Raw genomic sequence first — 14,354 nt, forward strand, 5'->3', positions numbered from 1 at the left:
GCACATATGCGGGTGATGAATTTGTTTCCCCGGCGCTTGGCAAAGCGCTCTTTTCAGGAGAAGTCCATGTCGGCTGCGACGGTTGCCACTTCTTTCTCTTTTCGCCGTATTTTCATCGCTCTTGGTCTGGCTGTTATGGTTCCGCTGCTATCGGCATGCGGTTTCAACACGATCCCGACCAATGAGGAAAAGGCGAAGGCTGCCTGGGGCGAGGTGCAGAACCAGTACCAGCGCCGCGCCGATCTCGTGCCCAATCTGGTCGAGACCGTGAAAGGCTATGCCGCTCACGAACAGGAAACCCTGCAGGCCGTGATCGAGGCGCGCGCCAAGGCGACGCAGGTGCAGATCACGCCGGAAACGCTCAACAATCCGGAACTCTTCAAGCAGTTCCAGGATAATCAGGCCAATCTGACAAGCGCGCTGTCGCGCCTGATGGTGGTGGTCGAGCGCTATCCGGACCTGAAAGCCAACCAGAACTTCCTTGCATTGCAGTCGCAGCTTGAAGGTACTGAAAACCGCATCGCCGTCGCACGCCGCGACTATATTGAGGCGGTTCGCGTCTACAACACGGCGCTGCGCACCATGCCGACGATGATCTGGACGTGGATCTGGTATCGCGATGCACAGCCGATGCAGAGCTTCAGTGCCGATGCAGGCAGTCAGGCCGCGCCTAAAGTCAACTTCAACTGACGGCGCGTTTCATGATGCGTTTCGAGGCGGGTGCAGCACTCTCGCGTGATCGTCGCGGTCTTGGCTGGTTGGGCTGGCTGCTATATCTCCTTGCGCTCGCTTTCCTGTTGTTTTCCGCAGCGCTGACGCTGCACACGGCGGCCCTTGCACAGGATGCGTCGAAGCCCGCACAGGCCTTGACCGGTCGTGTGGTGGATGCGGCGGGCATCATCGACCCCGCAGAGCGCCAGCAACTGACCCAGAAACTTGCCGATTATGAAGCGAAGTCGTCGGATCAGGTGGTCGTGGTGACGGTCCCGAGCCTCAACGGCGAAGACATCGAAACCTATTCCAACCGTCTGTTCCGTGCCTGGGCGCTGGGGCAGAAACAGGAAAACAACGGCATATTGCTGGTGGTTGCGCCCAATGACCGTAAGGTGCGGATCGAGGTCGGCTATGGTCTCGAAGGCGTCATGACCGACGCGCTTTCAAGCGTCATCATCAATGGCACCATCATTCCCGAATTCCGTACCGGCAATTACTCGAACGGCATCGTACAGGGTGTTGACGGCATTCTTTCGGTGCTTTCCGGCGATGCCGCCGAACTTGAAGCGCGGGCCAAGCGCAATGTGCAGTCGAGTTCGGATGATGTCGACTGGGTTTTTGTCGTCTTCATCGCCTTCTGGTGCCTGATCTTCTTCGGCGGCTTCGGCATGGCGATCCTGACGCCGGTTTTCGGACGCAAGATCGGGCCGGGCAAATATCAGTGGCTCGGCATGGTCGTCGATTACAACAATCGCGGCGGCAGCTCTGGCGGCAGGAGTGGTGGCAGCTGGGGCGGCGGCGGTGGCTGGTCGTCCGGCGGGGGAGGCGGTGGTTTCTCCGGTGGTGGCGGTTCATCCGGTGGCGGTGGCGCCTCGGGTAGCTGGTAGGGAGACGCAACGATGAAGCATCACACGCTGATTGGCGCCGAGGACCATGCCCGCATTGCCGAGGCCATCCGCAAGGCGGAAGCAGAAACCAGCGGCGAAATCTATGCCGTTCTGGCGCGCTCGAGCGATGACTATTTCTTTGCGGCGGGCTTTGTTGCGACTTGCGGCATCCTGATTGCTTCGGTGATCGCGGCCTTTCTCGCCCATTGGTACTGGTTCGATATCCGCCTGCCCATGTTCGGACTTGCGGTGCTGGCGGCGTTCCTGACTGCGATGCTGGTGCTCTGGTTCTTTCCGGCCATTCGCATGTTGCTGGTGCCGCGCCGCATCCGTTACAAGCGCGCCCATCTCAATGCGCTGCAGCAGTTTCTGGCGCGCAATGTCCATATTACGGAGCATCGCACCGGCATTCTGCTCTTTGTCTCGATGGCCGAACATTATGCCGAGGTGATCGCCGATGCGGGCATTCATGCGCGTGTCGAGCAGGACGAATGGAATGCAATTGTCGCGACGCTCATCCATCACGCTTCCCGCGCGCAAGTGGCCGAAGGTTTTGTATTGGCCATTGGTCAGGCCGGGGTGTTGCTGGAAAAGCATTTTCCGGCAGGACCGGACAATATCAATGAGCTGGACGATCACCTGATCGAGCTCTGAGTGTCTGTTCCAAAAGTCGCCATGCCGGGCTGCAAATGACGTTTTCGCCACGGCCTGACGCTTCTTGATTCAGGCACTGACAGGCCGCTTCATTTATCAGAATCATCTGCAACTTTAGTCGGAAATGAGGCGAAGCAGGGCTGCTGCTTGACCCTTTTGGCAGCACTTTTGAGCTGCGCGGAGAAATCCGCTGGCATATTCCGAAATTTCGCGGGAAGTTTTCGAAGTTTTGTTCCAAATTAAATGGATTAAATGCGGTCTTTCTGACTTTCCGGGAAATTTTTCGTTATTTTCAACGAATTGCCATCGAAACCAATGCCTAATCTGCTAGTTTGGCGCGCATTGCCATCATGACAGGAGTATCCGACGTGACTGCAAAGCAGGATCGGTCGAGCAAGGTTAAAGGTTCCAAGGCAAGCAAGGAGGAGAAGAAGGGAGGCAAGTCGAAGGCGCTTACGGCCTTCTCGCAGCTTCTCTTCGAATGGGCGCCGCCAGAAGATCTGGCCGCTTACGATGCTGCCGCTCTCGACAGTTCAGCCCGTCACGGCTATGCCGCCCTCGAATCCTATCGCAAGGGCAAGAGCATCATCAGCGTCGATAATGGTATCGAGCGCCATGGTCGGCCGGTGAGCGTCATCACCATCGTCAACGACAATATGCCGTTCCTGCTCGACTCCATCATGGGTGAGCTGAATGATCATGTCAGCCAGATTTTCATGGTCGTGCATCCGGTTCTGGACATTGCGCGCGAAAAGGACGAGCTGGTCATTCTGGGCGAAGCATCGCAGCTCGCGCCTGCCAAGGGCGTCGAGCGCGTCAGCCTGGTACAGATTCATCTTCCAGCCCTCGACAAGCAGGTCAAGGCCGATCTGACTGCCGCCATCAAGCGCGCGCTCGGACAGGTTCGTGCCGCTGTCAGCGACTGGAAGCCGATGTTGAAGCGCCTCGATGGCGCTATCGCCGATTACAAGCGCGTTTATGAAATGACGAGCGATCCGGCCATGCCGGAGGCCATCGCGTTTCTGGAATGGCTGCGCGATGATCGTTTCATCTTCCTCGGACTTCGCGAACTCACCTTCAAGGGCAAGGGCGACAAGCGCGAACTGGTTCCGGTCAAGGAAACGCTCGGCATTCTCAACGACAATGAAGTCCGCGTCCTGCGCAAGGATGACGACGACACGGTGACGCCGCGTGAGGTAACGGAATTCCTCGACAGCAACGAGCCGCTGATCGTCACCAAGGCGAATTCGCTTTCGCTGGTGCATCGCCGCTCCTATCTCGATTATGTCGGCGTGAAGATATTCGGTGAGAAGGGCGAGGCCATCGGCGAACTGCGCCTGGTCGGTCTCTTCACCTCGGTTGCCTATACGAGTTCGGTTGCAGGCATTCCGTTCATCCGCTCCAAGGCCGATGCCGTCATCAAGCATCTCGGGTTCAACCGCGAGGACCATTCGGGCAAGGCGCTCATCAACGTGCTGGAAGAATATCCGCGCGACGAGCTTTTCCAGATCGATGTGGAAAGCCTGACGGCCAATGCCGAGCTGATCCTTGCGCTCGGCGAACGCCCGCGTGTGCGTGCCGTTCCGCGTCTCGATCGCTTTGGCCGCTTTGCGACCGTGCTGGTCTATATCCCGCGTGACCGTTACGACTCGGTCGTGCGCGAGAAGATCGGACACTATCTCGTTGATATCTATGGCGGCGACAGTTTCGAATTCCACCCGGTCTTCCTGCAGAACGGCCTGACGCGCGTTCAGTTCGTCATCCGCCGTCATGAGCGCTCCACACCGCATGTGGATCGCGAAGCGCTGGAAGCCGAAGTGCGCGCCATTGTCCGCACATGGGACGATGCGGTTCGTGAAAGCTCTGACAGTGCAGACGCAAAGACCGTCGCGCTTGCTGCAAGCTTCCCGCCATCCTATCGCGAAATCTTCACGGCACCGGAAGCGCTGGTCGATGCGGAGCGCATCGCTGGCCTCAGCGCAGAGGCTCCGCTTTTCGTGGACTTTTATCGCTATCGTACCGATGGTCCTGATGCGGTTTCGCTGAAGCTTTATCATCACGGTGCGCCGGTTGTTCTGTCGCAGCGCGTGCCGCTTCTCGAAAACATGGGTTTCCGCGTTGTTAGCGAACAGACCATTGATCTGCCGCAAGCAGGCAAAGATGGCGCTCCGGTCTATGTCCATGACATGCAGCTCGTGAACGCCTATGGCGCTCCCGTCGATCTTTCCGACGATGGCGAGATGCTGGAAGATGTGTTCCGCAATGTCTGGGACGGTCTGGCTGACAATGACGGCTATAACGCGCTGGTGCAGACCGCACGCCTGACGGCACGCCAGATCATGATCCTGCGTTCCTATGGCCGTTATCTGCAACAGGCGGGCATTGCCTATTCGCAGGGCTTCATCGCGGCCGCACTGAACCGTTATCCTGAAATCGCCAGCGATCTCTATTCGCTGTTCGATCTGCGCTTCAACCCATCGGCCAAGCGCCGTGATGCGGCTGAAAAGAAGCTGGTCGATGCTATTGAGACCGCATTGCTTGGCGTGCCGAGCATCGATGACGACCAGATTTTGCGCCGTTTCCGCAATCTGATCGAAGCGACGCTGCGCACCAATGCCTATCAGCCGGATGCCGACGGCAAGCCGCGTGTCACCTTTGCCTTCAAGCTCAATCCGCGTCTGGTCGAAGGCCTGCCGGACCCGCGCCCTTATCGCGAAATCTTCGTCTATGGGCCGGAAGTGGAAGGCGTGCATCTGCGCTTCGGCGCTGTCGCCCGTGGTGGTCTGCGCTGGTCGGACCGCGCACAGGATTATCGCACCGAAGTGCTGGGCCTCGTGAAGGCACAGCAGGTCAAGAATGCGGTGATCGTGCCGGTTGGTGCCAAGGGCGGCTTCTATCCGAAGCGTTTGCCGGTTGGCGGCGATCGCAATGCCGTGTTTGAAGCTGGTCGCGATGCCTACAAGGTGTTCATCTCCACGCTTCTGTCGGTCACCGACAATATCGAGGACAATCATGTCGTGCCGCCGGCGGAAGTCGTGCGCCATGACAATGATGATCCTTATTTCGTCGTTGCTGCCGACAAGGGCACGGCCACTTTCTCCGATACGGCCAATGCCATCAGCCAGGCACATGATTTCTGGCTGGACGATGCCTTCGCATCCGGCGGTTCCGCCGGTTATGACCACAAGGGCATGGGCATTACCGCGCGCGGCGCATGGGAAGCCGTGAAGCGGCATTTCCGCGAATTCGACATGGATATCCAGACCGAGCCTTTCACGGTTGCCGGTGTGGGCGATATGTCGGGCGATGTGTTCGGCAACGGCATGCTGCTTTCCGAACAGATCAAGCTGGTGGCTGCGTTCGACCATCGCGATATTTTCATCGATCCAAATCCGGTTCCAGCCGACGGCTTTGCCGAACGCAAGCGTCTGTTTGAACTGCCGCGTTCGAGCTGGCAGGATTATGACCGTTCCAAGCTTTCGGCTGGTGGCGGCATTTACAGCCGCAGCCAGAAGACGATTACCCTGTCGGCAGAAGCTGCTGCAGCCATCGGCCTTGGAAAGACCTCCGGCACGCCGCAGGAAATCATGACCGCGATCCTGAAATCGAAGGTCGATCTCCTCTGGTTCGGCGGTATCGGCACCTATATCCGCTCGTCTGCTGAAACGGATGCGCAGGTTGGCGACCGCGCCAATGATGCGATCCGCATCACCGGCTCGGAAGTCGGTGCACGGGTGATCGGCGAAGGCGCCAATCTCGGCGCGACCCAGCGCGGGCGCATCGAATATGCGCTGGCAGGCGGTCGTGGTAATACCGATGCCATCGACAATTCGGCGGGCGTCAACTGCTCGGACGTCGAGGTCAACATCAAGATCGCTCTGGCTGCTGCCATGCGTTCGGGCAATCTCAAGCGCCCGGCACGCAACAAGCTTCTGGTCAGCATGACCGACGATGTGTCCGAACTGGTTCTGCGCAACAATTATCTGCAGCCGTTGGCGCTTTCGCTCAGCGAAAGGCAGGGTCTGGCAGAACTGCCCTATCAGGCGCGGTTCATGGCGGAGCTGGAAAACCGCAAGCTTCTCGACCGTAAGGTCGAGTATCTGCCGTCCGATGCGCTGCTGGCCGAACGCCAGAAGGCAGGCCAGCCGCTGACACGGCCGGAACTGGCGGTTCTGCTTGCTTATGCCAAGCTGTCGCTGTCGGATGATCTGGTGGCAAGCCAGCTTCCGGACGAACCTTACTTCCAGTCGCTGCTGTTCGGCTATTTCCCGAAGCGCATGACCAAGACTTATGCCGAGGAAATCTCCGGTCATCGTCTGCGCCGTGAAATCGTCGCTACTTTGCTGGCAAACGATGTCATCAACCGTGGCGGTATCACCTTCATCAGCCGTCTGGCCGATACGACGGGCAAGTCGCCTGCCGATATCGTGCGTGCCTATGTGGCAGTGCGCGACGGTTTCGAGATCGATGCGATCTATGATGCTATCGATGCGCTCGACAGCAAGGTGCCGGGCGATGTGCAGAACCAGTTCTACCATCTCGTCGGCGAAATGCTGCAGGCGACGACGGCCTGGGTGCTGCGCAACGATACGACACGCGCCAACCTGACGGAACTGGTGGATACGATCACCAGGGCACGTGCCGAGCTGGAGCCGCGTTTCGACGGTCTGATGCCGGAATACCTGAAGAGCACGCTGCAGGCCGACAAGGCTGCTTTCGTGGAAAAGGGTGCACCGGAAAAGCTGGCCCAGCGTCTTGCCAATCTACAGCTTGCAGGCATCATGCCGGACATCGCGCTGATCGCGCATCTGGCCGATGCCGACCGGGTGGTAACTGCCAAGACCTATTTCGGTGTTTCGGAAGCCTTCCGCATCGGACGCATTGAGGAAGCCGCGCGCTCCATCCCCGTCACGGACTATTATGACGGGCTTGCTCTGTCACGAGCAAGCGATACGATCACGCAGGCTGCACGCGGTATCACCATTGCGGCGCTCAAGCGTTTTGCCAAGGACAAGGACCCGGCAGCAGCCTGGTTTGCAGCCGATGGCGCGCGCATCGAGCAGGTGAAGAACCGCATGGTGGCGCTGACGGAAGGTGGTGACCTGACGGTCTCGCGACTGGCGGTTGCAGCGGGCCTGATGTCCGATCTGGCGCAATAGAAAACAACGACATAAACTTGCAAAAGGGCGGCTTCGGTCGCCCTTTTTGTTTCTTTTGAAGCCGAGTTTCGGGTTATAAGGTGCGGCTGATAAAGGAGAGGCTTCCGACCGACTGGCCGGTCAATGGTTGGGCCAACTTCTTGCCCGGGGGAAGGAAAGAGCAATTGAGCAATCAGGTTGCGGCTGCCCGCAGCTATGCCTCGCGGCGTGGCATCTGGGGCTGGATATTTTTTGACTGGGCGGCGCAGCCCTTTTTTACCGTCGTGACCACGTTCATCTTCGGGCCTTATTTCATCTCGCGCATGGCAGGAAACCCTGAAGCCGGGCAGGTGGCCTGGGGCTATGGCTTCGCCGCTGCCGGTTTTCTCATTGCTGTGCTTTCACCGATCCTGGGAGCGGTGGCCGACCGGACAGGTGCGCGCAAGCCCTGGATCGCTTTTTTCGCCGTGCTGAAGATTATAGGCCTCTGCCTGCTGTGGTTCGCCGTTCCGGGTGCGAACCTGTTCTGGGTACTGTGTGCGTTTTCGATGGCCATGGTGGCTGCAGAATTTTCCATCGTCTTCAATGATTCCATGATGCCGCGTCTGGTGCCGAGCAACGATATCGGGCGTGTCTCCAACATCGCCTGGGGGCTCGGCTATCTGGGCGGCATGATCGTACTCATTTTCGTGGTGCTATGTCTGGCGGCCTCGCCTGAAACAGGCACAACGATCATCGGCATGAAGCCGCTGTTCGGTCTCGATCCCGTACTGGGGGAGGATGCGCGCATTACCGGACCGCTGGCTGCCCTGTGGTATTTCGTTTTCATCCTGCCAATGTTTTTGTTCACGCCGGACGCGGAGCGTGGCGAGCCTCTGCGCAAGGCGTTGCGCTCCGGCTTTGCAGAACTGAAGGTTACGCTCACCGAGGCGCGCAAACGGTCGGGGCTTGTCCGCTTCCTTGTGGCGCGCATGGTTTATCAGGATGGCGTCAACGCCACGCTGGCGCTCGGTGCGGGTTATGCCGCGGCATTGTTCCACTGGACGATCACCGAGATCGGGCTTTTCGGCATGGTGATGAATGTCATGGCGATCTTCAGTTGCCTGGTCGCAAGCCGCGTCGATACACGGATTGGTTCCAAGGCTGTCGTGATCTTTTCGCTGGTGCTGTTGCTGCTTGCTTCTATCGGCATTGTCTCGACCGGACGCGATTACACTTTGTTCGGCCTGATGCCTTTCGCATCTCCCACAACACAAGGACTGTTCTCCAGCGCGGCAGAACACGCCTATCTGATTTACGGTCTGATGATTGGTGCAGCCTTCGGTCCGGTTCAGGCCTCGTCGCGTTCTTGGTTTGCCCGCAGCATCAAGCCGGAGGAATCGGGCCGCTATTTCGGCATCTATGCGCTTGCCGGGCGCGCGACCAGCTTCCTTGGACCGTTTCTGGTTGCCACCATCACGGCGCTGAGCGGATCGGCGGCGCTGGGCATGTCGGTGCTGGTCATGTTCTTTGCGGTCGGTCTGGTGCTGATTGCAATGACGCCTTATCCGGCCGACAAGCTGGCTGCAACCAGCCCGTCGTGACGGGCCGGGGCGAGACTTCTATTCAATCCAGCCAAGCGAACGCTGCACGGCCTTTTCCCACGCATTGAACAGGCGCGTGCTTTCCTCAGCCGACATTCGCGGATGCCAGCGATGGCCGACCTGCCAGTTCTCCACAATGTCCTTCGTCGATTTCCAGTAGCCGACGGCGAGCCCCGCCGCGTAGGCAGCGCCCAGTGCCGTCGTCTCGATGATTTTCGGGCGCACGACCGGCACATCCAGAATGTCGGACTGGAACTGCATGAGCAGTTCATTGATGGTCATGCCGCCATCGGCGCGCAGTTCCGTGATCTCGACGCCGGAATCCTTCACCATCGCATCCAGTACTTCGCGGACCTGATAGGCGCTCGCTTCCAGCGCCGCGCGGGCAATGTGCCCCTTGTTGGCGAAGCGGGTGAGGCCAGCGATGATGCCGCGCGCTGAATCCTGCCAGTGCGGTGCGAAGAGACCGGAAAAGGCCGGAACGAAATAAACATCGCCATTGTCTTCGACGGTGCGCGCCAGCGTTTCGATGTCGCTGCTGTTCCTGATGATGCCGAGATTGTCGCGCAGCCATTGCACCAGAGCGCCGGTAATGGCGATGGAGCCTTCCAGCGCATAAACCGGTTTGGCGCCGTCGAGCTTGTAGGCAACCGTGGTCAGCAGGCCGTAATTGGAGGGCACCAGTTTCTCGCCGGTGTTCATCAGCATGAAGCAGCCCGTGCCATAGGTGTTCTTGGCTTCGCCCGGTTCCAGACATGCCTGACCGAAGAGCGCTGCCTGCTGGTCGCCCAGAATGCCCGCAAGTTTTACACCGGAAAGGGAGGGCAGGGTGATCTCGCCATAGACCTCGCTTGAAGAGCGGATTTCCGGCAAGCAGGCTGACGGAATATCGAAAAGACGAAGTATGTCTTCATCCCATTGCAGCGTCGAAAGATCCATCAGCTGGGTGCGGGAAGCATTGGTCACATCGGTGATGTGGATGCCGCCCTCGGTGCCACCGGTCAGGTTCCAGACCAGCCATGTGTCGATTGTGCCGAAAAGTGCGTCTCCGGCTTCGGCCTTTTCGCGCGCACCCGGAACATTGTCGAGTATCCAGCGCAGCTTGAGCCCGGAGAAATAGGTCGAGATCGGCAGGCCGGTCTTGGCACGCAGCTGGTCTGCGCCACCGTCCTTCGTGTACCGGGAAACAAGTTCGTCGGTGCGCGTATCCATCCAGACGATTGCATTATAGAGCGGCGCACCGGTTTTCCTGTCCCAGAGCAGTGTGGTCTCGCGCTGGTTGGTGATGCCGACGGAAGCGATATCACTTGCCTTCAGTTTTGCTTTTTTGAGTGCTGCGGCAATGACGTGCTGTGTGTTGCGCCAGATTTCTATCGGATTGTGTTCGACCCAGCCCGCCTTTGGATAAATCTGCTCATGTTCGCGCTGGTCGCTCGCGACGATATCGCCCTGCCTGTCGAAAATGATGAAACGCGAACTCGTGGTTCCCTGGTCGATGGAACCGATAAACTGCGTCATGGGGCGGGCTCCTCCGTTGATCCGGTCTATGCTGAAAACGAATTTAAACGAAACAATATGAAACTCAATGAAAACGAGGCCCCGGAATGATCGGTTCCGGGGCCTCGATAAATACTTTTTATAAGGGGTTAGAGCATTTCCGGCAAAAGTGCGGAGCGGTTTTGCGCAGGATAATGCGTAAAAGCTCTAATGGCGGAAGTGACGCATCCCCGTCATGACCATGGCGATGCCATGTTCGTCGGCAGCGGCGATCACTTCATCGTCCCGCATGGAACCTCCCGGCTGGATGACCGCGGTTGCACCGGCCTGAACGGCGGAAAGCAGACCGTCGGCAAACGGGAAGAACGCGTCGGAAGCGACCACGCAGCCCTTGGTGAGCGGTTCTGCAAGACCGGCGGCTTCTGCCGCGTCTTCAGCCTTGCGGGCTGCGATGCGGGCTGAATCCACGCGGCTCATCTGGCCTGCGCCGATGCCGACCGTTGCGCCGTCCTTCACATAGACGATGGCGTTCGACTTCACATGCTTGCCGACGCGGAAGGCGAATTTCATATCGTTGAGTTCGGCTTCGGTCGGCGCACGCTTGGTGACGACCTTGAGATCGAGATCGTCGACCACACCATTGTCGCGCGACTGGACCAGCAAACCACCGGCGACTGTCTTGGCGGCGATGCCCTTGGCGCGCGGGTCCGGCAGGCCGCCGGTGACGAGCAGACGGAGGTTCTTCTTGGCAGCAACGATGGCCTGTGCACCTTCGGTGGCATCCGGAGCGATAATGACTTCGGTGAAGATCTTTACGATCTCTTCAGCGGCTTCCTCATCGAGCGTTTTATTGAGCGCAACAATACCGCCGAACGCCGAAACCGGATCGCAGGCGAGTGCCTTCAAATAAGCTTCCTTGATGGTGGCTGCTTCTGCAACGCCGCAAGGATTGGCGTGCTTGATGATGGCGACGGCTGCGGTGCGGGCAGGATCGAATTCTGCGACGAGTTCGAAAGCCGCATCGGTGTCGTTGATGTTGTTGTAGGAGAGCTGCTTGCCCTGAAGCTGGGTCGCGGTGGCAACACCGGGGCGCTTCTCGCCAGTGAGATAAAAGCCAGCCGTCTGGTGCGGGTTTTCTCCGTAGCGCATGACGGAATGCAGCTTGCCTGCGACCGAGCGATAGACCGGAGTTTCTTCGTTGATCGCTTCGGCAAACCAGTTGGAAATGGCTGCGTCATAGGCTGCCGTGCGCGAGAAGGCCTTGGCGGCAAGCTTCTTGCGGAAGGCAAGCGGCAGGGAGCCCGCATGCTTTTCCAGTTCAGCGACGACGTCGGCATAATCGGCAGGATCGACGACCGTTGCGACATAGGCGTGGTTCTTGGCGGAAGCGCGGATCATAGCCGGGCCACCAATGTCGATGTTTTCGACGGTCGTGTCGTAGTCGCCGCCCTTGAAGCGGACTTCCTCGAACGGATAGAGATTGATGACGGCAAGATCGATGCCGCCGATGCCGTGTTCTTCCATGGCCGCGACGTGTTCCCGATCGTTGCGCACGGCGAGCAGGCCGCCATGGACTGCCGGATGCAGCGTCTTGACGCGTCCGTCCATGATTTCCGGGAAGCCGGTTACTTCGGATACATCCTTCACCGGAATGCCTTCAGCGGCAATCGACTTGGCGGTGCCGCCGGTCGAAAGGATTTCGACACCTTGCGCGTGAAGCGCTTTGGCGAAATCGATCAGGCCGGTTTTGTCGGAAACGGAAAGGAGGGCGCGGCGCACCCGATGAAGATCGGGAGCGGGAATATGCTTGGAGCTGACAGCCATAGGGAGTTGGTCTCTTCGTTGCTGAAACGGATGCGTTCAGGAAAGTGGACGGCTCGCCCTAACACAGGCGCGCCGAGAATCCTACCGCAAAAGGCCGGAAAAGAACGGTGAAGAGGTATTTCTTGCCCCGCATTCGGTCCCATTGACCCTCGACCCTTCGAGACGACGCTGCCGCGCCTCCTCAGGGGGAGGGGTGGAGAGCGAATTATACGTAACTGCCAAGTGCGACGCGGCTGAACTGCCAGTTCACTTCCGGTAATTCGGAAGCCGGGAAGGAGAGCACGATCTGCTTCGATGTCACGGGGCCGCGGAAGCCCGCAAAGAAGATCGAATCTTCCAGTTGCGGCGCAACTTCAAAACAGGAGAAGACCCAGGTATCGTCGCGATCCGCCGACAGAACGATCAATCCGTTCTCATCGAAGGAAATATCGACCGATGGATGCAGATGGAAACGCACCGCGATATTGTCGCGTCCGTTCGCCTTCAACGGACGGCCATCGCCGCGATAGAAGCGGTCGGCGCCCTGAATGACGCTGCCATTGTGCGACAGCACAAGGCGACGTTCGTGATAGATGCCGAACAGGCGCGCATAGCCGTCATGGCTGGCAACAAAGCCCTGTCGTCCCATTTCCTCGATCCGGTCACGCTGCACGCGGGTTGGTCCTGCAATGATCGGCGTGCCGATCATGTTGGAGAGACCCGCATTGAGGCTGAAGCGGCACGATGAGGTGTCGTTGATGGTGGCCGTGGAGTGCGCAGCCGTGGAACGGCCTAATGGACGAAATTCCGGCGGACCGAAACGGTCAATACCGGAATTGACGATATAGCGCTGGCGCCCGGAGGACATTTCGAAGGCGAGGCAGCCGGCATGGGCATCCCGCGAAGCTGTGACCGGCGGCGGCAGTCCGGTATCGGCGATGATGGTGGTCGAACCCATCGAGAGCCGTTCATAGCCGGAATAGGGCGCATGGGTCAGCGGCGATCCGGCAGTCTCGTCATGCCTGAGAACCGAGATGATGCGTTCCGGCATGGTCGGGCCAACGCCGTTGAAAAGCGCAAGGCTGCCATCCTGATGACGGAAGAAACGCAGGGCTGGCAACATGCGCTCGACGGCTTCGATCAGCGCCTTGGGCGGTGCTTCCGTGCCGTTGGCATAGGTCTGGCGGAGCGGCAGAAGATCGGCCAGCAGTTCCAGAACCGTAACGGGATTGCGCGAGATATGCCCGCCATCGGGCAGGATCTGGCGTTTCAGCTCATATTCGAGATTGCGCCGGGCGGCGCGTGCAGTCGGCGGCGAAACAGGCAGAGCCAGAGCGGCGAATGCCAATGCGATGCGGGCGCGCAACCGTTCCTCGCCATCATCCATGGCGGCGGCAACGGTGCGCAGATAACGCACCTGCATGGCAAGCGAGCGCATGAAGCGGCGATAGGCGGGAAGTTCGGCGCCTGACAGAATAAGGTTCGAATGTTGAAGCCAGGCGATGATGCGTTGGGCAGTGACTTCCGGTGACCAGGCGATGCCGCCGATCCGCTTGCCGAACATGCGCATCCAGTCATCGACGAGCGCACGCGCATTGGCGGTTGCCAGTTCGCTATTGGCGCTTTTCAAATGACGCAGCCAGCCGAAACTCTGAAGCGCTGCTTCCCATTCTGGCGTTGGCGGTTCGACGGCGAAAGGCGACAATCCGCCGGTTTCGACCAGACGACCGGCCAGCGCAAAACGGCCATGATAGAATTCCTGTGCCAATTGCGGGTCTGCTACGCGCAGATCAGGCGGTGCGATCAGGATACGGTCGGGGGTGAAGCCGGTGAAGCGCCAGCGATAAAGCGGCCCCATGCGCAGACGGCGGCTGAATTTGCGCCAAGCCTGTGCAACGGCCAGTCCCCAAAGATGTGGGGTTTCGCTGAGGGCGACTGCCACCCGGTCTTTCTCCGTATCGTTTGTCATTATTGTTTGGCCAGATCGAGCAGCCAGTTCCTTTGATACAATTGTACAGAAATGGTGAATCGAGCGTTAACCATAACGGGTATCGCGACCCGTTATGGCAAATTATACG

At 59.0% G+C, this 14,354-nt stretch carries 8 protein-coding genes; 5 read left to right on the plus strand and 3 right to left on the minus strand.

Annotation, left to right across the window (positions count from 1 at the left end):
• Window positions 1–66 precede the first annotated feature (66 nt).
• The 5 genes from OANT_RS05595 (at window position 67) to OANT_RS05615 (ending at window position 8,976) form a co-directional block, all read left to right on the plus strand.
• Complete coding sequence (locus OANT_RS05595; protein WP_012091242.1) at window positions 67–690, plus strand: LemA family protein; 624 nt, start codon at window positions 67–69, stop codon at window positions 688–690.
• 11 nt (window positions 691–701) lie between these two features.
• The gene (locus OANT_RS05600) at window positions 702–1,601 is read left to right on the plus strand and encodes a TPM domain-containing protein (RefSeq protein ID WP_012091243.1); all 900 of its coding nucleotides are present in this window, start codon (window positions 702–704) and stop codon (window positions 1,599–1,601) included.
• Window positions 1,602–1,613: 12 nt separating this feature from the next.
• Window positions 1,614–2,255: a TPM domain-containing protein gene (locus OANT_RS05605; RefSeq protein ID WP_012091244.1), complete on the plus strand. Its 642-nt coding sequence runs from the start codon at window positions 1,614–1,616 to the stop codon at window positions 2,253–2,255.
• A gap of 368 nt (window positions 2,256–2,623) precedes the next feature.
• On the plus strand, window positions 2,624–7,414 hold the full coding sequence (locus OANT_RS05610) for an NAD-glutamate dehydrogenase (protein ID WP_040129081.1): 4,791 nt from the start codon (window positions 2,624–2,626) through the stop codon (window positions 7,412–7,414).
• Window positions 7,415–7,578: 164 nt separating this feature from the next.
• Window positions 7,579–8,976, plus strand: coding sequence for an MFS transporter (locus tag OANT_RS05615; RefSeq protein ID WP_049768392.1), 1,398 nt, complete (start codon window positions 7,579–7,581; stop codon window positions 8,974–8,976).
• A gap of 18 nt (window positions 8,977–8,994) precedes the next feature.
• On the opposite strand, the gene glpK is transcribed toward OANT_RS05615, so the two are convergent.
• From glpK to OANT_RS05630, 3 genes are all read right to left on the minus strand, one after another.
• Window positions 8,995–10,494, minus strand: a complete 1,500-nt coding sequence (gene glpK, locus OANT_RS05620) for a glycerol kinase GlpK (protein WP_012091247.1) — start codon at window positions 10,492–10,494, stop codon at window positions 8,995–8,997.
• A gap of 186 nt (window positions 10,495–10,680) precedes the next feature.
• Entirely contained in the window at window positions 10,681–12,297 is a 1,617-nt protein-coding gene (gene purH, locus OANT_RS05625; protein ID WP_012091248.1) for a bifunctional phosphoribosylaminoimidazolecarboxamide formyltransferase/IMP cyclohydrolase, read from the minus strand.
• A 205-nt stretch (window positions 12,298–12,502) separates the two neighbouring features.
• Window positions 12,503–14,245 (minus strand): heparinase II/III family protein, encoded by a 1,743-nt coding sequence (locus OANT_RS05630; RefSeq protein ID WP_010661483.1) that lies wholly within the window; start codon window positions 14,243–14,245, stop codon window positions 12,503–12,505.
• Window positions 14,246–14,354 lie beyond the last annotated feature (109 nt).

This window comes from Brucella anthropi ATCC 49188 (genome assembly GCF_000017405.1).
Classification (GTDB): Bacteria; Pseudomonadota; Alphaproteobacteria; order Rhizobiales; family Rhizobiaceae; genus Brucella; species Brucella anthropi.

Coding starts and splice junctions, on each gene's coding strand:
- OANT_RS05595 (WP_012091242.1), top strand. CDS start 67: ATGTCGGCTGCGACGGTTGCCACTTCTTTCTCTTTTCGCCGTATTTTC.
- OANT_RS05605 (WP_012091244.1), top strand. CDS start 1,614: ATGAAGCATCACACGCTGATTGGCGCCGAGGACCATGCCCGCATTGCC.
- purH (WP_012091248.1), bottom strand. CDS start 12,297: ATGGCTGTCAGCTCCAAGCATATTCCCGCTCCCGATCTTCATCGGGTG.
- OANT_RS05630 (WP_010661483.1), bottom strand. CDS start 14,245: ATGACAAACGATACGGAGAAAGACCGGGTGGCAGTCGCCCTCAGCGAA.
- glpK (WP_012091247.1), bottom strand. CDS start 10,494: ATGACGCAGTTTATCGGTTCCATCGACCAGGGAACCACGAGTTCGCGT.
- OANT_RS05600 (WP_012091243.1), top strand. CDS start 702: ATGATGCGTTTCGAGGCGGGTGCAGCACTCTCGCGTGATCGTCGCGGT.